The sequence below is a fragment of the Streptomyces sp. NPDC055140 genome (assembly GCF_053607285.1).
In genome coordinates this window covers 199,661-217,491 of sequence record NZ_JBSGTG010000011.1, presented here as the reverse complement: position 1 = coordinate 217,491, position 17,831 = coordinate 199,661, and the positions used below count along the sequence as shown (strand labels likewise).

Genomic DNA, 17,831 nt, shown 5'->3' with positions numbered 1-17,831 from the left:
GACGTTAAAGAAAGACGTCGACGCGCGGAGCATTGACGGGGCATTCGAGGGGGCGCAGTACGGGGCGGCGCTTGGGGAGCGGAAAGTCAGAAAGAAGGGACGCGAAAGCGTCCCTTGCAGATCTGAGAAATCTGATCAAGCGGCTTGATGAAAGGGCTGCCTGACCACTGGTGTCGTGTGCGGGATGTGGTCAGGTGAGCGCAGGCTCCGCCTGGGGTACGTCGATGCTCTCGAGGAGCGATTCGTGAGAAGCGGCAGCCGCGAGCGCGTCGTTCTCGGACTGGATCCGAACGAGTTCGGACTCGAGGTCCTGGACGCGCTGCTGGAGCCGTCGCATCTCGGCGAGGAGTCGCGGGTCGGAACCGCCGACGTAACCGAGAAGCGCCTTTGCCATGATGGATGGTCCTCCACAATGAGTGACCGACCGAAGCGGTGTGGGTCGTGAGGGATTCGCACCCGCGGTGCTTGGCACTCGTTGTCTTGCTGCCGTTCATACATGCCAAACAGCTAAGGTGCGCGGGGCTTCCAGAGTCTCACCAAAAAGTTTGACGGTCAACACGATCACACCCCGTATTGGCGGGTAAGCCCGGGGGCTCGGCACCGTGAAAACTTCGGCGCGGCCTCACTTCGGGCCCCTGGGGGCGTCGAGATCATCCTTACTTCGCGAGCCTGCCACGACAAGCTCTTATTGGCAACCACCAGGTCATTCATGCCCCACGCAGTTGCCCGGTGCATGCCATGAACGCCTCTCACGCTCCTGGCCTGCGCGTCCTTCTCAGCGAATGGCGAAGTCGGCGTATCCGCCGCGCGGGGCGTCCCAGATCTCCGTGACTCCGTCGACCCTCCCGGGTGTGTCGCCGTCGCGGAGCCAGTCCAGAAGGCCCTGACAACTCTCGCGTGACCCCTCCGCGACGACCTGGACCCGGCCGTCGTCCAAATTGAGAGCAAAGCCACTCAGACCGCCGATCTCGAGAGCCTTCGCCCGCGTGAACCAGCGAAAACCCACACGTTGGACGCGTCCGCGCACCCAGGCGGTGATGCGTACGTCTTCGTTCATAGGGGCACGCTAACCGGCCAATTGCACTCGGAGCACTTCGCCCCGTTGCGTCTTGGGGTACGGTCGCGGACCGATGAGCCTCACTCGTACGGGTGAGTCACGTTGACCACAGCGAGGACGAGGAAGGCCACAAGATGGGACGCCACCGACGCTCCGACGCCGGCCGCGCCGCCACGGGTCGCGCCACGGACAGCACGGCCGGTTCGTATGCCGGACACGACGGTACGTACGGGGCCGGGCAGACCGGCGCGTACGACGGCGCGCACGAGGAGAGGTACGCCGCCGGCGGATTCGCCGGCCCGTACGGCACGAGCCCGCACGGCACGGCGAACGGCGACCTGGGGTGGGCCTTCGACAACGCCCACTCGGGCGAGCCCCAGAGCGCGTACGCGCCCTCCGGGAGCCCGGGCAGCCACTCGCACCGCCACAGGAAGCGCGTCGCCAGGCCGGTGCGGACGGGATTCCTCGGAGTCTCGGCCGCCGTGGCGATGGGCGCCGTCGCGGTGGCCTCCGGGGTGATCCCCGGCATGGACAACTACTCGCTGGGCGGCGGCAACGGCGCCGACAAGGTGCGCGCCGCCGACTCTCCCTCGGGGCTCCAGACGCAGGGCGGGACGGACGGCAGCGCCGACCGCGCCCCCTCCTCCGCGAGCCGCAGCGCGGAGCGCTCGGACTCTCCTTCCGCCTCGCCTTCGCGATCTTCGTCGAAGTCGTCTTCGACCCCGTCGAAGACAGCGTCACCGAGCAAGTCCTCCAGTTCCGCTTCGCATTCCGGTTCCGGCGGCACGGTGACCTCGCCCAAGACTGCGACCCCTTCGAAGACCGCCACCACGAAGCCGAAGCCCCCGGTGGCCGCGCCCAGCCTGAAGGCCCCGTCCGGCGAGGCGTCGGCCGAGGCCCAGGTGCTCGCGCTGGTCAACACGGAGCGGGCCAAGGTCGGCTGCAGCCCGGTGACCGCGGACAGCGGCCTCGCCTCCCTCGCCGGGAACTTCAGCGAGGACATGGCGGCGCGTGGCTTCTTCGACCACACCGATCCGGATGGTGCAACACCCTGGGACCGCGCGAAGAAGGCCGGCATAACGGACCTCGGCGGCGAGAACATAGCCCGCGGCCAGGCCAACGCCCAGTCCGTCATGGACTCCTGGATGAACAGCCCCGGCCACCGCGCGAACATCCTCAACTGCGACTACAAGACGCTGGGTGTGGGCGTGCACTTCGGTTCGGGCGGCCCGTGGTGGACGCAGGACTTCGGCTTCTGAGCCCCGTACTAACCAGTGGTTAGCGCACCCCTGAGGTTCGCGCTGTGCCGGAGTACGCTTGCCGCATGGAATCGAGCGGCAGCGACCTCGCGTACGACGTGTTCTCCCGGCAGTGTCCGTCCCGCGGCACCCTCGAGCACGTGACGGGCCGCTGGGGTGCGCTCACGCTCGGGGCGCTGCACGAGGGCAGCTTCCGCTTCAACGAGCTGCGGCGCCGCGTGGACGGCGTGAGCGAGAAGATGCTGTCGCAGACCCTGCACGCGCTGGAGCGCGACGGCCTCGTGCATCGCGAGGCGCAGCCGACCAACCCGCCGCGCGTGGACTACGAGCTGACGCCGCTCGGGCGCGAGATCTCCGAACGGCTGCTGACCCTCATCCAGTTCGTCGAGGGCCGGATGGACGACGTGCTCGCCTCGCGCTCCCGCTACGACGCGGACGGGGCGCGCGGCGGGCGCTGACAGCGCGGGCAGAAGTAGCTGGAGCGGTTCATCCAGGGGCGTCGGCGAATGATCGTGCCGCAGCGCCGGCAGGGCTCGCCCTCGCGCCCGTAGGCGTCGAGCGAGCGGTCGAAGTAGCCGGACTCGCCGTTCACATTCACGTAGAGGCTGTCGAAGCTGGTGCCGCCGACGGCGAGGGCCGCGTTCATCACGTCCCGTGCGTGGCCGAGGAGTTCGGCCGTGCGTGGGCGCGTGAAGCCGGTGGTCGGCCGCTCGTAGTGGAGCCGCGAGCGCCACAGCGCCTCGTCCGCGTAGATGTTGCCGACGCCGCTGATCAGGGACTGGTCGAGCAGGGCCCGCTTGATGGTCGTACGGCGCCTGCGCAGCGCCTCGTGGAACGCCGCGTCGTCGAACTTCGGGTCCAGCGGGTCGCGCGCGATGTGCGCGATGACGTCCGGCAGCCCGTCGGGGCCCGTCTCGTGCAGCGAGAGGCCGCCGAAGGTGCGCTGGTCGATGAAGCGCAGCTCCGTATCCAGCTCGTCGGCAAAGCGGACGCGGATGCGCAGATGCTTCTCGTCCGGCGCCTCGGCCGGCTGCACCAGGAGCTGCCCGCTCATGCCGAGGTGCGCGAGGACCGCGCCGCCCGTCGGCTCCAGCGGAAGCCACAGATACTTCCCGCGCCGCTCGGGTACGCCGATGCGCTGGTCCTTCAGCCGGTTCGCGAAGTCCTCGCCGCCCCCGATGTGACGGCGCACGGCGCGCGGGTGCAGGACCTCCACGTCGGCGACGGTGCGATGGGCGACCCAGCGCTCGAGTCCGCGCCGTACGACCTCGACCTCGGGCAGCTCGGGCACGGTGTCTCCTTGTGAGGGCTCTGGAAGCTCTGGAACGAAACGAACGGTGCCGACCGCCCCTCAGGACGGTCGGCACCGGACAGTTCGGATGCGGGCGTCAGGCAGACGCCGAGGAGGAGTCGGTGTTCCCCTCGGCTGCCACGGTGGCCTGGACGGCATCAGCCGTCTTCGCCGCCTCGGCGCGCTCGTCGGCAGCCGCGCGGATCGCGCGCCATGCCGATTCGGCGGCCTGCTGCTCCGCTTCCTTCTTGCTGCGGCCGGTGCCGGTGCCGTACGAGACGCCTCCGACGCGGGCAGCAGCAGTAAAGGTCTTCTCGTGGTCGGGGCCGGTCTCCGAGACCAGGTACTCGGGAACGCCGAGCCCCTCGGTCGCGGTGAGCTCCTGGAGACTGGTCTTCCAGTCCAGGCCCGCACCCAGATTCGAGGACTTCTCGATCAGGGGATCGAAGAGACGGTGGACGAGTTCGCCCGCCGCGTCCAGACCCTGGTCGAGATAGACGGCGCCGATCACCGCTTCAAGCGTGTCGGCGAGGATGGACGCCTTGTCCCGGCCGCCCGTGCCCTCTTCGCCCCGGCCGAGCCGGATGAAGGAGCCCAGGTCGAGCCCACGGCTGACCTCCGCAAGTGCACGCGAATTGACCACCGCGGCCCGCAACTTGGCCAGCTGGCCTTCGGGCAGGTCGGGGTGGGTGGTGTACAGCGTGTCCGTGACGACGAGGCCGAGCACGGAGTCCCCGAGGAACTCGAGCCGTTCGTTCGTCGGAAGACCGCCGTTCTCGTACGCGTACGAGCGGTGGGTCAGTGCACGCACCAGAAGGGCGGACTCGAGCTTGTACCCGAGCCGCCCTTCCAGAAGCGTGTGGGACGAGGCATTGTCCGTCTTGTTCGACTCAGACATTGCGCCTCTCACCAGCCGCTCAGACCTCGAGGACCTGGCGCTTGTTGTAAGTGCCGCAAGCCGGGCACGCGATGTGCTGCAGCTTGGGCTCGTGGCAGCGCTCGCACGCAACCAGGGTGGGGACCGCAGCCTTCCACTGCGACCGGCGGTGGCGCGTGTTGCTGCGCGACATCTTCCGCTTCGGAACAGCCACGGCTACTTCTCCTGCTTCTCGTCGACGCCAGCTTCGGCGCCGCTCATCTCGTCCTTCTCGCCGTCCTGGATGGTCCCGGCGAGTCCCTGCAGTGCCGCCCAACGAATGTCGACGGCGTCGTGGTGGTGGTCCGGATCGTCCGCGAGCCGAGCTCCGCACTGGGAGCACAGACCCGGGCAGTCGTCCTGGCACACCGGCTGCATCGGCAGTGCAAGCACCACCGCATCACGCAGCACAGGCTCGAGGTCGAACATGCCGTCCTCGAGAAAGAGCCTGTCCTCGTCTTCCTCGGCGTCGTCGGCCGGTTCCGCGGTGCGGCCCCGGTCGTCGGCGTCAGGGTACGAGAACATCTCCTGGAAGTCCGCGTCGACCTCAAGGCCGAGCGGCTCCAGACACCTTACGCACTCCCCCTGAGCCGATGCACGGGCGGTGCCTGTGACAAGCACCCCTTCCATGACCGACTCGAGACGGACCTCGAGCTCCATCGGCGCGCCTTCCGGCACTCCGATGACCCCTTCGATACCGAAGTCCTTGGGGGCGCCGACCGTGCGGGTCAGCCGCTGCTGGGCACCAGGACGCCGTCCCAGCTCGTGCGTATCGAACACGAGAGGGTTGCGGTGGTCGAGGTGCGTACTCAGGGCTGGTCCTGCTTTCGATCTTCGATGCTCAAGTTGTTCAAGCTGCTCAAGGGGATCGCTGTCCCGAATGAACCCGGGCAGCTGTGATCGCGGACGTACGCGCGACCGAAGAACCAGGATACTGGACCTTTCGCTCACGGCCCAATCCGGAGTCAGCGCCCCTGTTCGTACTGCCTCAGCTGCTCCGTGCTGATCATGCTCGTGTCGAAGAGGCTGGTCTCGTCGAGCGCCGCCGGCTCGTGCGCCACCTGCGGCTGCGCATAGCCCGCCTGGGCCTGGTCGTAGCCCTGCTGCTGATGCTGCTGGTAGGCGTACGGGTCCTGCTGCTGGTACGCGTACGGGTCCTGCTGGTACACGGCGTACGGATCCTGCTGACCGTAGGGCTGCTGCTGGTAGCCGTACACGTCCTGCTGCGGGTCCTGCTGCTGGGCGTACACCGACTGCTGGGCCGGGATCTGCGGGGCCTGGGGGATCTCCCGCTCCGGCTCGGCGGGGACGCTGCCGATCTCCGCGAGACCGGCGAGGTAGTCGGCGTCGCTGGTGTGCTGAGCGCCCGTGCCGTCGTCGAGGGTGCCGAGCTCGTCGCTGGCGACCCTGCCCTGGAGCGTGTGCCGGCCGCGGCCGACCGCCTCCAGAGTCTTGGCGAGGACCGCCTCGAAGGCGCCGAGCTTCACGTCGACGTACGAGTCGGCGTCGCGGCGGAGGGTCTCGGGGTCGTGGCTGCGCTCAGGGGCGTCCTCGTCCTCGTAGCCCTGGTCGTCGACGCCCGGGCCGGTGCCGAGGAGCTTCTCGCGGCCGCGGCCCACGGAGCCGAGGGTCTTGGTGAGGACGACCTCGAAGTTGGCGAGCTTGGAGTCGACGTAGTCGTCGGCCTCCGCGCGGATCTCCTCGGCCTCCTTGCGGGCCTCGGCGAGGATCCGTTCCCCTTCGTCCTGGGAGCGGCGCGCGACCTCGGTGTCGGAGATCAGCGAACCGCGCTCGGCGTGCGCCGTCTCGATGATCCGCTCGGCCTCCTGGCGGGCCTGCTCGACCATCTGCGCGCGTCCGCCGATCAGCTCCTCGGCCTGTGCGAGGGAGCCGGGCAGCGCCTGGCGCACCTCTTCGAGCATCGCGAGCAGGTCGGCGCGATTGACCACACACGAGGCCGACATGGGCATGGACCGGGCATTGCCGACCGCGGCGACGATCTCGTCGATCTTCTTCTGCACGTCCACCGTGTGCTCGCCACTCTCTACAGGGGTGTTGGAGACGGACGGGACGACTGTACGGCCAACTGGCGCCCGGATGTCACTTCTTGGGGAGGCGCTGGGTGAGCGCCTCGAAGACCACCGGCGGCACCAGGTGGGAGACGTCGCCGCCCCAGGCCGCGACCTCCTTCACCAGGGACGAGGAGAGGAAGCTGTACGTCGGGTTGGTGGGGACGAAGAGAGTCTCCACGCCCGTGAGGCCGTTGTTCATCTGGGCCATCTGCAGCTCGTAGTCGAAGTCGCTGACGGCGCGCAGGCCCTTCACGATGGCCGGGATGTCGCGCTGCTTGCAGAAGTCGACGAGCAGTCCGTGGAACGACTCGACCTCGACGTTGCCGAACTCGGCGGTGACCTCGCGGATCAGCTCGATCCGCTCCTCGATCTCGAAGAGGCCCTTCTTCGACTGGTTGATCATCACCGCGACGTGCACGACGTCGTACAGCTTGGACGCTCGGCCGATGATGTCGAGGTGGCCATTGGTGATGGGGTCGAACGACCCCGGACAGACGGCGCGGCGCAACGTGAGTCCCTCGCTCTCCGGTCCGGTCACGGCGCTTCCTCGCACGTGACGGTGCTCTTCAGGGCGGCGCGACCGTACCAAAACGTTCCCTCGCCGTAGCGACGGGACCTCAGTGCCTCAAATCCGTCCGGCCACGGGAAAACACCGCCCCTGGTGCTTCGCTCCACGGTGACGAGCGCTTCGTCCGCGAGCCAGCCCCCAGAGGCGAGTGTGAGGAGAATCTCCCGAAGATCGTCGTCCGGGACGACATAGGGAGGGTCGAGAAAGACCAGGTCGTACGGGGTAGCGGGGGCCGGGCCCCGAACGATCTGTTCCGCTTTGCCCGCTCTGACCTCGGCGCCGGGGAGGCCGAGGGACTTCACGTTCTCGCGGATGGTGCGGACCGCGCGTGCGTCGGCCTCCACCAGGAGCGCGTGCCCCGCTCCGCGCGACAGCGCCTCCAGGCCCACGGCGCCCGAGCCGCCGTACAGGTCGAGCACGCGCTCGCCGTCCAGCGGGCCACCGCCGAGCAGTGACTGCCAGGTGGAGAAGAGGGCTTCGCGCGCCCGGTCGGACGTGGGGCGGGTGCCGTTGCCCGGCGGGACGGACAGGCGACGTCCGCCGGCCCGGCCGGCGATCACGCGGGTCATCTGAGTCCTAGTGGAGAAGGGGCTGAAGGGATGTGCGGGGACCTCCAGTTTGTCAGCCCTTGTCGAGGTACTGCTCGCGCTCCTCGTCCAGGAGCGCGTCCAGGGCCGTGCGCAGGCCCGGCAGGTGCTCCAGGTCCGGGTCGGCGGCGACGACGCCCGTCGCCTCCTGGCGGGCCTCGGCGATGATCTCCTCGTCCTCGATGACGGCGAGCATGCGCAGGGACGAGCGCACTCCGGACTGGGCCTGGCCGAGGACGTCGCCCTCGCGGCGCTGCTCCAGGTCGATACGGGAGAGCTCGAACCCGTCGAGCGTGGCGGCGACGGCGCCGAGACGGGCGCGGGCCGGGCTGGCCTCCGGCATCTCGCTGACCAGGAGACACAGGCCCGCCGCCGAGCCACGGCCGACGCGGCCGCGCAGCTGATGGAGCTGGGAGACGCCGAAGCGGTCGGCGTCCATGATCACCATGGCTGTGGCGTTCGGCACGTTCACCCCGACCTCGATGACCGTGGTCGCGACCAGGACGTCCGTCTCGCCTGCGGCGAAGCGGCGCATCACGGCGTCCTTGTCGTCGGGCTGCATCCTGCCGTGCAGAACCTCCACCTTCAGCCCGCGCAGGGCGCCGTGGGCCAGCTCCTCGGCGACGTCCAGGACGGCGAGCGGAGGTCGCTTCTCGGCCGCGTCCTCGGCGGACTCCTTCTTGGCCCCCTTGCCGCCCTTGCCCTTATTGCCCTGCTCCTCCTCGTCGCCGATGCGGGGGCAGACGACGTACGCCTGATGCCCGTTCTCCACCTCCTCGCGTACGCGCTCCCAGGCGCGCGCGAGGAAGTGCGGCTTGTCGGCGGCGGGCACGACATGGGTGGCGATGGGCGAGCGCCCGGCGGGCAGCTGGTCGAGGACGGAGGTCTCCAGGTCACCGAAGACCGTCATCGCGACCGTACGGGGAATGGGGGTGGCCGTCATGACCAGCAGGTGCGGGGGCTGCTTGCCCTTGCCGCGCAGGGCGTCGCGCTGCTCGACGCCGAAGCGGTGCTGCTCGTCGACGACGACCAGCCCCAGGTCGTGGAACTGGACCTTGTCCTCGATCAGGGCGTGCGTCCCGATGACGATGCCCGCGTCGCCCGTGACAAGGTCGAGAAGGGCGTGGCGGCGGGCCGCGACGCCCATGGAGCCGGTGAGCAGAACGACCTTGGTGGAGTGCTCGGCGCCCCCGAGCATCCCGCCCTCGGCGAGCTCGCCCATCATCTCGGTGATGGAGCGGTGGTGCTGCTGGGCGAGGACCTCGGTCGGCGCGAGCATCGCGGCCTGCCCGCCCGCGTCGACAACGGCGAGCATGGCGCGCAGGGCGACCATCGTCTTCCCGGACCCGACCTCTCCCTGGAGCAGGCGGTGCATCGGGTGTTCGGTGGCGAGGCCGTCGAAGATTTCCTTGGAGACCTTCTGCTGGCCGTCGGTGAGGGTGAAGGGGAGCTTCGCGTCGAACGCCGTGAGCAGGCCCTCGGGGCGGGGGACGCGGGCCACGGCGGGCAGCTGCGCGTCGGCGAACCTCCGCCTGGCGAGGGCGACTTGGAGGACGAACGCCTCGTCCCACTTGAGGCGGGCTCGGGCGTCGGCGATGTCCGCCTTCGTGTGGGGCCGGTGGACCTTCAGGAGTGCTTCGGGCAGCGGGACGAGGCCGCGGCCCTCACGCAGCGAGTCCGGCAGGGGGTCGAGGGCCTCCTGGGCGCTGGGCAGCACCATGTCGACGGCCTTGGCGATCTTCCAGGACTCCAGCTTGGCGGTGGCCGGGTAGATCGGGATGAGGGCGCCGGCCCAGGAGCCGATCGCCTCGTCGGCCTCGCCGGCGTCCAGGGCGTCGGCCCGCAGCAGTTCGTACGCCGGGTGCGCGAGCTGCATCTTGCGGTTGAAGACAGAGGCCTTGCCCGCGAACATCGCGCGCGTGCCGGGCAGGAGGTCCTTGTGCGGCTTGTGGATGCCACGGCCGAAGAAGACCAGCTGGAGCTGGCCGCTGCCGTCCGTGATGGTCACTTCGAGGCGCTGGCCGGCGCCGCCGTTGAACTTCAGGATGCGGGCGCTCGCGACCTGGGCGACCACGGTGACGTGCTCGTCGAGGGGCAGGTCGGCGAGGCGGGTGAGCTCTCCGCGCTCCGCGTATCTGCGCGGATAGTGGTGGAGCAGGTCACCGACCGTGTGCAGGCCTAGGTGCTCGGCCATCACCTTCGCGGTGGCGGGACCGAGCGCTTTCTTCAGCGGTTCTTCGAGCGCGGGCACGAGATCCATTGCACACCACGCCACTGACAAAGGGGGCCCACCGGGGGCTACTCGACACCGATGAGCATGAGCGCGGAGTTCCGTCCGCCCCGGTAGACCACGGTGTCGACGGCCAGGTACGTCTCGCGTACGTGCCGTTCGAGCCGGTCGGCGACCTCGTCGGGCACCTCGTCGCCGAGGACGAGGGTGACCATCTCGCCGCCCGCGGCCAGCATCCTGTCGAGGGTCGTACGGGCCGTCCGCGTCACCTCTTCGCCGATCACGGCGACGTCCCCGTCGATGAGGCCGAGGAAGTCCCCGGCCTGGCAGATGCCGGCCATCGTCCACGACTGCCGCTCGGCGACGGCCAGTTCGGCGTAGCGGGTCGCGCCGGCCGCCGACGTCATCGCGACGACGTCCTCGTCGAAGCGCCGCTCCTTCTCGTGGACGGCGAGCGCGGCGATGCCCTGGATCGCGGACCGGGTGGGGATGAGGGCTACCCGCACGCCTTCGGTGCGGGCCTGTTCGGCCGCTGCTGCGGCGGTGTGGCGCAGCTCGGCGTCGTTCGGCAGGAGCACCACTTCGCGCGCGTGCGCCCGCCGGATCGCCTCGACCAGTTCCCCGCTGCCGGGCACCTCGCCGGGCCGCTCGGGTACGACGGTGGCTCCCGCCTCTCTGTACAGACCGGCGAGCCCTTCCCCGGGGACCACGGCGACGATCGCGCGCTGGGCGCGTTCCCCGGTCGGCGCGGAGCCGGACGTGGGGTGCGTCATATGGGCGTCGCCGGCGGCGAAGTGCGTGATGCGGATGCGGTACGGCCGGCCGGCCTCGACGCCCGCCTCGACGGCGGCGCCCGCGTCGTCGACGTGCACATGGACGTTCCACAGTCCGTCGCCGCCGACGACCACGAGGGAGTCGCCGAGGCCGTCGAGCCGGGTGCGCAGCCGCGCCACGGCCTGGTCGTCGGCCTCCAGGAGGTAGATCACCTCGAAGGCCGGCCCTTCGCCGTCCGCGCAGTCCAGCAGCTGGTCGGCGGCAACGCGCGCGTGGGGCACGCCCCGCCCGCCCGGAGGTGCCACCGGGTCACCCGAGAGCGCCTCGGTCAGCGCACCGAGTACGGCCACGAGCCCGCGCCCGCCCGCGTCCACGACGCCCGCGCGTCCCAGGACCGCGAGCTGTCCCGGCGTCGCGTCGAGTGCGGCACGGGCACCGTCGTACGCGGCGCGGGCCACGTCCACGCAGTCGCCGCCCGGCCCGCCGGAGATGTCCGCGGCGTCCGCAGCGGCAGTCGCCACCGTCAGAACCGTGCCCTCCACAGGGTGCGCGACCGCCTCCCGGGCGGACTCGGCGGCCCGGCGCAGTGCGCGCCGCAGGCTGTCCCCGCCGGCATCTTCGCTGTGATCCGCCTCACCGCCGACGTCGCCCGCGAGGACCTGAGCCATGCCGCGAAGGAGCTGCGCGAGGATCGTTCCGGAGTTTCCGCGGGCCCCTATCAGGGCTCCGTGAGCCATCGCGTGGACGACGTCGGGCAGCGCGGGCGGTGCGGGTTCGAGGCCCGTGAAGACCGCTTCCACAGCTTGTACCGCGGACTCGACGGTCAGGTACAGATTGGTGCCTGTGTCCCCGTCCGCGACGGGGAAGACGTTGATCGCGTCGATCTCCTCGCGGTCCCGCCCGAGCGCCTCCAGGGCCAGTGCGCACCAGGCGCGCACCGCGTGGACGTCGAGCACCTGCGGCACCTGCGCCTCCTAGAGCAGCCGAACTGGCATCGCAGCGTAGACCCCGGAGGGGGTCCCTCCGGAAGAGGGCCCGGGACGGCGACCGGGGCAACCATGGTAGTTTCGTTCTACCGAAGCAGCCGTTGTATGCTGCTCCGGTTGCCCGATATCCATCGGGCCTTCCCCTGGCACCGCCACTCAGATCCTCCGATCCGATCCCGGCATGCCGGGATCAACCGTAAGTGCATCTGAAGTCTTGGAGTGACCCGTGGCTGCCAACTGCGACGTCTGCGGCAAGGGGCCGAGCTTCGGCAACAGCATTTCGCACTCGCACCGCCGTACGTCCCGTCGCTGGAACCCGAACATCCAGCGTGTGCGTGCAGTGGTCGGGCGGACGCCGAAGCGGCTCAATGTCTGCACCTCGTGCATCAAGGCCGGCAAGGTCTCGCGCTGACGTAACGTGTAGCGCGGCCACCTAGCTGGTTGCTTGAAGGACCGGTCCCCTCGGGGGCCGGTCCTTTTTTATGCCGTTTCCATCAGTTTTTGTGCCGTTTCATTCCGCTTTCATGCGGGACAAGTCGCGAGGGCACGGACCCGGGGCGCTCCCCCCAACCCCTGCCACAATCTGACCAATGCGCTTCGGCATCCTCGGCCACCTCGACGTACGCGCCCCCGACGGCACCCCGCTGGACCCCGGCGGTCCGCGTCCGCGGGCGTTGCTGACACTGCTGCTCCTGGAGGCGGGCCGGACCGTCCCGGCGGAGCGCCTGATCGACGGCCTGTACGGGAACGAGCCGCCGGCCGGCGCCGCGAACGCGCTCCAGTCGCAGGTCTCACGGCTGCGCAAGCGGCTCTCCCTCGACATCGAGGCCACCCCGGCGGGCTATCGGCTGGCCGTCGACCCGGACGACGTGGACGTGCACCGTTTCGAACGGCTGGCAGGCGAGGGCGAGCGTGCACTCACGGCCGGGGACCCTTCCCAGGCATCCGCACTCCTCGGGGAGGCGCTCGGGCTCTGGCGCGGTCCCGCGCTCGCCGACCTGCCCGCCGCCTTCGGCAGCCGTCTCGACGAGATCAGGCTCACTGCCGCCCAGACCCGTATCGAGGCGGAACTCGCACTCGGCTCGGGTGGCGGTCTCGTCCCCGAGCTGCGGGAGCTGATCGCCGCCCATCCCTTGAGCGAACGCCTCTACGGTCAGCTGATGCGCGCCCTCCACGCGGACGGGCGGCCCGCCGAGGCGCTCGCCGTGTACGAGGAGGTGCGGCGCGTCCTCGCCGACGAGCTGGGGGCCGATCCTTCGGCGGAGCTCTCGGCGCTGCACCTGGAACTCCTGCGGGGGCGGGAACCCGCGCGCGGGAGCGGCGTTCCCGCGCAGCTGACCCGGTTCGTCGGGCGGACCGACGAGCTCTCGCGGATCGACGCCTTGCTCGCCGGGGATCGGCTCGTGACGCTGACGGGTCCGGGCGGGGCGGGCAAGACCCGGCTCGCGGCCGAGGCCGCACGGGGCAGGGCCGACGTGTGCTGGACCGAGCTGGCACCTCTCCTCACCGGGGAGCAGGTGCCGTACGCGCTGCTCGCGGCGCTCGGGGTGCGTGAGGGGTTCCGGGGGCCCCAGGGGGATCCGGTCGAGCGGCTGATCGACGCGCTGGAGGGGCGCGAGGTGCTGCTCGTGCTCGACAACTGCGAGCATCTCGTCGACGACGCGGCCCGCACCGCGGGCGCGCTGCTCGGCGCGTGTCCCGGGCTGCGGATCCTCGCCACGAGCCGGGAGGCGCTCGGCATCACCGGTGAGGTGCTGTGCCCGGTGCCCCCGCTCGCGGCCGGTCCCGCCGCGCGTCTGTTCATGGACCGGGCGGCCGCCGTACGGCCCGATGCCGATCTGCACGCGCGCGTGGAGGCCGTTCACGAGATCTGCGAGGCCCTCGACGGGCTGCCGCTGGCGATCGAACTCGCCGCGGCCAGGCTGCGCACGCTCACCGTCGACGAGCTCGCCGACCGCCTCGGCGACCGCTTCCGGCTGCTGTCCCGCGGCGACCGCACCAAGGCGCCCCGGCACCGCACGCTGCGCGCGGTCGTCGAGTGGAGCTGGGAGCTGCTCGACGAGGAGGAGCGGGATCTCGCGCGGCGGATGGCCGTGTTCGCCGGAGGGTCGTCCGGGGGCGCGACGCTCGCCGCGGTCGAGGCCGTGTGCGGGGTGCCGTATCCGGAGGACCTGCTGGCCTCTCTCACGGAGAAGTCCTTCCTGGAGGCGGCCGATGGGCGCTACCGGATGCTTCAGACGATCCGCGCGTTCTGCGCGGATCACCTGGCCGACGAGGGCGAGGTGTCGCGGCTGCGGGACGCGCACGCCGCGTACTTCCGGGGACTGGCGGCGCAGGCGGAGCCGTATCTGCGCGGCGGCGGACAGCTGCCGCGGCTGGCCGCGCTCGGGGCCGAGCGGGACAACCTGTCGGCGGCCCTGCGTCATCTCGTGCGCGCGGACCCGCGCGCGGCGCTGCGGCTGATGGCGGACCTGTCCTGGTTCTGGCGGCTGCGCGGGCTGCACGGCGCGCATGTGCCGCTGGCCCGCGAGCTGCTCGCGGCGCTCGGGGACGAGCCGCCGGAGGACCTTGCCGAGGAGTACGTCCTGTGTGTGATCAACACGGTCGCGGGCGACGGGAACGACCCGCGCGAACCGGAGCGCCTGGCCCACGCGGAGGCCGTGCTCGCATCCCGGGACCACGCGCTGCGGCGGCCGTTCGTGGTGGTCCTGTGGTCGGTGGCGTACGGGCCGCAGTACGCCGTGAAGGAGCGGGTGCGCCGGCAGGTCGGCGAAGCGCCTTGGGGGCTCGCGCTGCTCGATGTCGGCCTGGGCTTCCAGGAGTGGTTCGCGGGGCGCCCCGTCACGTCGGAGGAGCATTTCGAGCGGGCGCTCGCCGGCTTCCGGGCGACCGGGGACCGGTGGGGCATGGCCAACTGCCTTGATCCGCTGGGCATGTTCGCGGACTGGCGCGGTGATCGGGAGCGGGCCCTGACGCTGCTTGACGAGGGCCTCGCGCACGTGGCCGCGCTCGAGGCCCCGGAGGAGACCGCCGATCTGCTGCACCGGCGGGCGTACGTCCTGCTTCACCAAGGCCAACTCCGGGACGCCGCCGATCACTTCACACGGTCGGCCGCGATGGCCCGCACTGCGGCTGTCCCCGACAAGGTGGCGAGCGCGCGGCGCGGGCTCGGCGATGTGGCCCGTATCGGCGGGGACACGGAGCACGCGCGCGTGCACTACGAGGCGGCTCTGGAACTGTGCGCCGCAAACTGGTTCAGCGTCGGCGAGACCGTGCGGACCCTCATCGCTCTGGGCCGCGTCGCCCTCGCCGCGTCACGGCCGGACGAGGCGCGCGACTGGTTCGAGCAGGGCATCGCGCTCTGCGACGGGCCCACGCGCGCCCTCGAACTCGCCGATGCGGCCGAGGCGTTGGCCTCCGTGGCGCAGGATCCGCGCGAGGCCGCGGTGCTGCTCGGGGCCGGTGCGGGCCTGCGCGGCCTCGCGCTCGCCGGGGACCCGGACGTCGCCCCCGTAGAGGCGCGGGTCCGTGCGACGCTCACTCCGGAGACGTACGAGAAGGCGTTCGAGGAGGGCCGGGCAATGCGGTCAGCGGCGGTCAGCCGACGGTAAGCGGGTGGTCAGGGGCGCCCGCGAGGCTCGGGGACATGAAGAACACACACACCCCGTACGCATCGACCCGGCTGTCCCACCTCGACGTCCTGGTCTCCGGCGCCAGCGTCGCCGGCCCCGCCGTCGCCCTCGCCCTCTCCCTCCACGGAGCCCGTGTCACCGTCGTCGAGAAGGCCACCGCCCTGCGCGAGGGCGGATTCGCGGTCGACTTCCGCGGCTGGGTGCACCGCACGGTCCTGACCGCGCTCGGCATCCACGACGACATCCACGCGCGCCAGACCCGCATGGGCCGCCAGACGGTCGTCGACGCCGACGGCACCCCGCGCGTCGATCTGCCGGCGGAGCTGATGAGCGGCGACGTGGAGATCTTCCGCGGCGACCTCGCCCACATCCTGTACGAGCACAGCAGGGACACCGTGGAGTACGTCTTCGGTGACTCGATCGCCACCCTGACCGAGGACGACCGCGGCGTCGACGTCACCTTCGAGCGCGCGGCGCCCAGCCGCTTCGACCTCGTCGTGGCGGCCGACGGACTGCACTCCCCCACCCGCCGCCTCGTGTTCGGCGACGAGTCCCGCTACCTGCGGTTCCTCGACCACTACGTGGCCGGCTTCGGCATCCCCAACCACCTGGGCCTCGACCGCACGGGCCGGCTGTACAGCGACCCGGGCCGGGCGGTCTCCGTCAGCAACTACGACGGCGACCCGGACCGCGCGGGCGCGCTCCTGGTGTTCCGCTCCGAGCCTCTCGACCACGACCGCAGGGACGTGGACCAGCAGAAGCGGATCCTCGCGGAGCGGTTCGTGGGGATGGGCTGGGAGGCGCCGCGGGTCCTCAAGGCGCTGGAGGGCGCGGACGACCTGTACTTCGACGCCATCGCGCAGATCCACGTCGACCGGCTCGCCAAGGGCCGCGTGGTCCTGCTCGGCGACGCCGGGTACGGCGCCACGATGGGCGGCATGGGCACCGGAGTCGCAATCGTCGGCGCGTACGTCCTGGCGGGTGAACTGGCCCTGGCCGGCGGCGATCACCGCACCGCGTTCGCCGCCTACGAGGCGCAGATCGGGGACTTCGCGAAGGGCTGCCAGAAGATCTCGGGCAACGCGGGCCCGTTCTTCGCGCCGCCCACCGAGCGGAAGATCCGCAGCCGCGACCGGATGTACCGGCTGCTCAGCTCCCGCCTGATGGCCGGGTTCTTCAAGCGCCTGACGGAGAAGGCCGCGACCGCGCTCGACCTGAAGGACTACCCGGCCCTCCTGGACGCAACTGCCGCGGCGGTACGCGGCCGGTGAGGCCGTCAGGCCTCTATGTCCCCGAAGTGGTCCCAGCCGCCCTTGCTCGTCCACGGGGCGCCGTCGACCGTCACCTGGGGCAGCGCCGACGGGTTGAGGACCTCGCCGATCACCTTCCAGCGGGCGGGCAGCTTCACGTCCGGCGGGAACGTGGCCACGATCGCGTGGTCCTCTCCCCCGGTGAGCACCCACTGGATCGGGTCGACGCCGACGGCCTGCCCGATGTCGTTCATCTGCGAAGGCACGTCGACCTTGCCGGACTTGATGTCGATACGGACCTTGCTGGCCTCCGCGATGTGCCCCAGGTCGGCGATGAGGCCGTCGCTGACGTCGCACATGGCGGTGGCGCCGAGCCCGGCGGCCGCGGGGCCCGCGTGGTACGGCGGTTCGGGGCGGCGGTGGGCCTCGACGAAGGCGCGGGGCGAGCGGAAGCCGCGCGAGAGGACCGCGTGCCCGGCCGCGGACCAGCCGAGCCAGCCGGTCACCGCGACGACGTCGCCGGGCTGTGCGCCGGCGCGCGTGACCGGCTCGTGGTTGCGCATGTCGCCGAGCGCGGTGATCGCGACGGTGATGGTGTCGCCGCGTACGACGTCTCCCCCGACGACGGCGGCGCCGGCGACCTGGCACTCGTCGCGCAGGCCGTCCATCAGCTCGTTCGGCCAGCTGGCGGGAAGTTCGGCGGGCACCACGAGGCCAAGCAGGAGCGCGGTCGGGACGGCGCCCATCGCGGCGATGTCCGCGAGGTTCTGCGCGGCCGCCTTGCGCCCGACGTCGTAGGCCGTGGACCAGTCGCGGCGGAAGTGCCGCCCTTCGAGGAGGATGTCCGTGCTCACGACGACCCTGCGGTCCGGCGCGGCCACCACGGCCGCGTCGTCGCCCGGGCCGAGTCGTACGGCCGGGGTGGTGGTGAGCCGGGAGGTGAGCTCTCGGATGAGCCCGAACTCGCCCAGCTCGCCGACGGTGCCCTTCATGCGCGTACTGCCCCTTCTGCCCCGGTCCGCTTGCGGTCGCGAGCCGTCTCTGTCATCGGTACGGTCATTGTCATGGGCGGGACCGTCGCGTGGACCGGTGCCCGCCGTCCGTCAGTCTCAGTGTGTACGCCACAGTCACCGCGGGTCTCCCCGCGGCGAGCGGCGACGCGATACCGTGGCGTCTCTTCTCCCCACATGATCCTCGTGGCCGCCCTGG

The 17,831-nt window shown here is 70.9% G+C and carries 17 protein-coding genes; 5 read left to right on the top strand and 12 right to left on the bottom strand.

Annotated features, from left to right (window positions below):
* Window positions 1-190: 190 nt before the first annotated feature.
* Together ACWFR4_RS22525 and ACWFR4_RS22520 are read right to left on the bottom strand one after the other, a co-directional pair.
* Entirely contained in the window at window positions 191-394 is a 204-nt protein-coding gene (locus tag ACWFR4_RS22525; RefSeq protein WP_116509408.1) for a hypothetical protein, read from the bottom strand.
* 381 nt (window positions 395-775) lie between these two features.
* Entirely contained in the window at window positions 776-1,057 is a 282-nt protein-coding gene (locus ACWFR4_RS22520; RefSeq protein ID WP_266559605.1) for an acylphosphatase, read from the bottom strand.
* 134 nt (window positions 1,058-1,191) lie between these two features.
* Between ACWFR4_RS22520 and ACWFR4_RS22515 the strand changes: the two genes are divergently transcribed.
* Window positions 1,192-2,316, top strand: a complete 1,125-nt coding sequence (locus tag ACWFR4_RS22515) for a CAP domain-containing protein (protein WP_453654206.1) — start codon at window positions 1,192-1,194, stop codon at window positions 2,314-2,316.
* Between the two features lie 65 nt (window positions 2,317-2,381).
* Window positions 2,382-2,774: a winged helix-turn-helix transcriptional regulator gene (locus ACWFR4_RS22510; RefSeq protein WP_453462893.1), complete on the top strand. Its 393-nt coding sequence runs from the start codon at window positions 2,382-2,384 to the stop codon at window positions 2,772-2,774.
* Here ACWFR4_RS22510 and mutM read toward each other — a convergent pair.
* The 9 genes from mutM to ACWFR4_RS22465 all read right to left on the bottom strand — a co-directional run bounded on the left by mutM (window position 2,741) and on the right by ACWFR4_RS22465 (window position 11,719).
* Window positions 2,741-3,607, bottom strand: a complete 867-nt coding sequence (gene mutM / locus ACWFR4_RS22505; protein ID WP_453654161.1) for a bifunctional DNA-formamidopyrimidine glycosylase/DNA-(apurinic or apyrimidinic site) lyase — start codon at window positions 3,605-3,607, stop codon at window positions 2,741-2,743. The two genes, ACWFR4_RS22510 and mutM, sit on opposite strands and share 34 nt — an antisense overlap.
* A 97-nt stretch (window positions 3,608-3,704) precedes the next feature.
* A complete protein-coding gene (rnc, locus tag ACWFR4_RS22500; RefSeq protein ID WP_453462890.1) occupies window positions 3,705-4,505 on the bottom strand; it encodes a ribonuclease III in 801 nt (266 codons plus the stop codon).
* A 19-nt stretch (window positions 4,506-4,524) separates the two neighbouring features.
* On the bottom strand, window positions 4,525-4,698 hold the full coding sequence (gene rpmF, locus ACWFR4_RS22495) for a 50S ribosomal protein L32 (protein WP_006139588.1): 174 nt from the start codon (window positions 4,696-4,698) through the stop codon (window positions 4,525-4,527).
* Between the two features lie 2 nt (window positions 4,699-4,700).
* The gene (locus ACWFR4_RS22490; RefSeq protein ID WP_453462908.1) at window positions 4,701-5,336 is read right to left on the bottom strand and encodes a YceD family protein; all 636 of its coding nucleotides are present in this window, start codon (window positions 5,334-5,336) and stop codon (window positions 4,701-4,703) included.
* A 152-nt stretch (window positions 5,337-5,488) separates the two neighbouring features.
* Window positions 5,489-6,550, bottom strand: coding sequence for an ATP synthase F0 subunit B (locus ACWFR4_RS22485; protein WP_453654159.1), 1,062 nt, complete (start codon window positions 6,548-6,550; stop codon window positions 5,489-5,491).
* A gap of 73 nt (window positions 6,551-6,623) precedes the next feature.
* Window positions 6,624-7,103: a pantetheine-phosphate adenylyltransferase gene (gene coaD, locus ACWFR4_RS22480; RefSeq protein ID WP_199841845.1), complete on the bottom strand. Its 480-nt coding sequence runs from the start codon at window positions 7,101-7,103 to the stop codon at window positions 6,624-6,626.
* 26 nt (window positions 7,104-7,129) lie between these two features.
* Window positions 7,130-7,732 (bottom strand): 16S rRNA (guanine(966)-N(2))-methyltransferase RsmD, encoded by a 603-nt coding sequence (gene rsmD, locus ACWFR4_RS22475; protein ID WP_116509421.1) that lies wholly within the window; start codon window positions 7,730-7,732, stop codon window positions 7,130-7,132.
* 52 nt (window positions 7,733-7,784) lie between these two features.
* Entirely contained in the window at window positions 7,785-10,010 is a 2,226-nt protein-coding gene (gene recG, locus ACWFR4_RS22470) for an ATP-dependent DNA helicase RecG (protein ID WP_453462885.1), read from the bottom strand.
* A gap of 38 nt (window positions 10,011-10,048) precedes the next feature.
* Complete coding sequence (locus tag ACWFR4_RS22465) at window positions 10,049-11,719, bottom strand: DAK2 domain-containing protein (protein WP_453462883.1); 1,671 nt, start codon at window positions 11,717-11,719, stop codon at window positions 10,049-10,051.
* A 247-nt stretch (window positions 11,720-11,966) separates the two neighbouring features.
* On the opposite strand from ACWFR4_RS22465, the gene rpmB reads away from it, so the two are divergent.
* From rpmB to ACWFR4_RS22450, 3 genes are all read left to right on the top strand, one after another.
* A complete protein-coding gene (rpmB, locus tag ACWFR4_RS22460) occupies window positions 11,967-12,152 on the top strand; it encodes a 50S ribosomal protein L28 (RefSeq protein ID WP_073793294.1) in 186 nt (61 codons plus the stop codon).
* Window positions 12,153-12,330: 178 nt separating this feature from the next.
* Window positions 12,331-15,351, top strand: a complete 3,021-nt coding sequence (locus tag ACWFR4_RS22455; protein ID WP_453654157.1) for a BTAD domain-containing putative transcriptional regulator — start codon at window positions 12,331-12,333, stop codon at window positions 15,349-15,351.
* Between the two features lie 35 nt (window positions 15,352-15,386).
* A complete protein-coding gene (locus tag ACWFR4_RS22450) occupies window positions 15,387-16,643 on the top strand; it encodes an FAD-dependent monooxygenase (RefSeq protein ID WP_453654155.1) in 1,257 nt (418 codons plus the stop codon).
* A gap of 5 nt (window positions 16,644-16,648) precedes the next feature.
* Here the strand turns inward: ACWFR4_RS22450 and ACWFR4_RS22445 are convergent, their stop codons facing one another.
* Complete coding sequence (locus ACWFR4_RS22445; RefSeq protein WP_453462874.1) at window positions 16,649-17,614, bottom strand: thiamine-phosphate kinase; 966 nt, start codon at window positions 17,612-17,614, stop codon at window positions 16,649-16,651.
* Window positions 17,615-17,831 lie beyond the last annotated feature (217 nt).

What these genes read in the sequence shown, in the direction of transcription:
- ACWFR4_RS22525 (WP_116509408.1), bottom strand. Translation starts at nt 394, where the DNA reads ATGGCAAAGGCGCTTCTCGGTTACGTCGGCGGTTCCGACCCGCGACTC.
- ACWFR4_RS22520 (WP_266559605.1), bottom strand. Translation starts at nt 1,057, where the DNA reads ATGAACGAAGACGTACGCATCACCGCCTGGGTGCGCGGACGCGTCCAA.
- ACWFR4_RS22515 (WP_453654206.1), top strand. Translation starts at nt 1,192, where the DNA reads ATGGGACGCCACCGACGCTCCGACGCCGGCCGCGCCGCCACGGGTCGC.
- ACWFR4_RS22510 (WP_453462893.1), top strand. Translation starts at nt 2,382, where the DNA reads ATGGAATCGAGCGGCAGCGACCTCGCGTACGACGTGTTCTCCCGGCAG.
- rnc (WP_453462890.1), bottom strand. Translation starts at nt 4,505, where the DNA reads ATGTCTGAGTCGAACAAGACGGACAATGCCTCGTCCCACACGCTTCTG.
- rsmD (WP_116509421.1), bottom strand. Translation starts at nt 7,732, where the DNA reads ATGACCCGCGTGATCGCCGGCCGGGCCGGCGGACGTCGCCTGTCCGTC.
- recG (WP_453462885.1), bottom strand. Translation starts at nt 10,010, where the DNA reads ATGGATCTCGTGCCCGCGCTCGAAGAACCGCTGAAGAAAGCGCTCGGT.
- ACWFR4_RS22455 (WP_453654157.1), top strand. Translation starts at nt 12,331, where the DNA reads ATGCGCTTCGGCATCCTCGGCCACCTCGACGTACGCGCCCCCGACGGC.
- ACWFR4_RS22450 (WP_453654155.1), top strand. Translation starts at nt 15,387, where the DNA reads ATGAAGAACACACACACCCCGTACGCATCGACCCGGCTGTCCCACCTC.
- ACWFR4_RS22445 (WP_453462874.1), bottom strand. Translation starts at nt 17,614, where the DNA reads ATGAAGGGCACCGTCGGCGAGCTGGGCGAGTTCGGGCTCATCCGAGAG.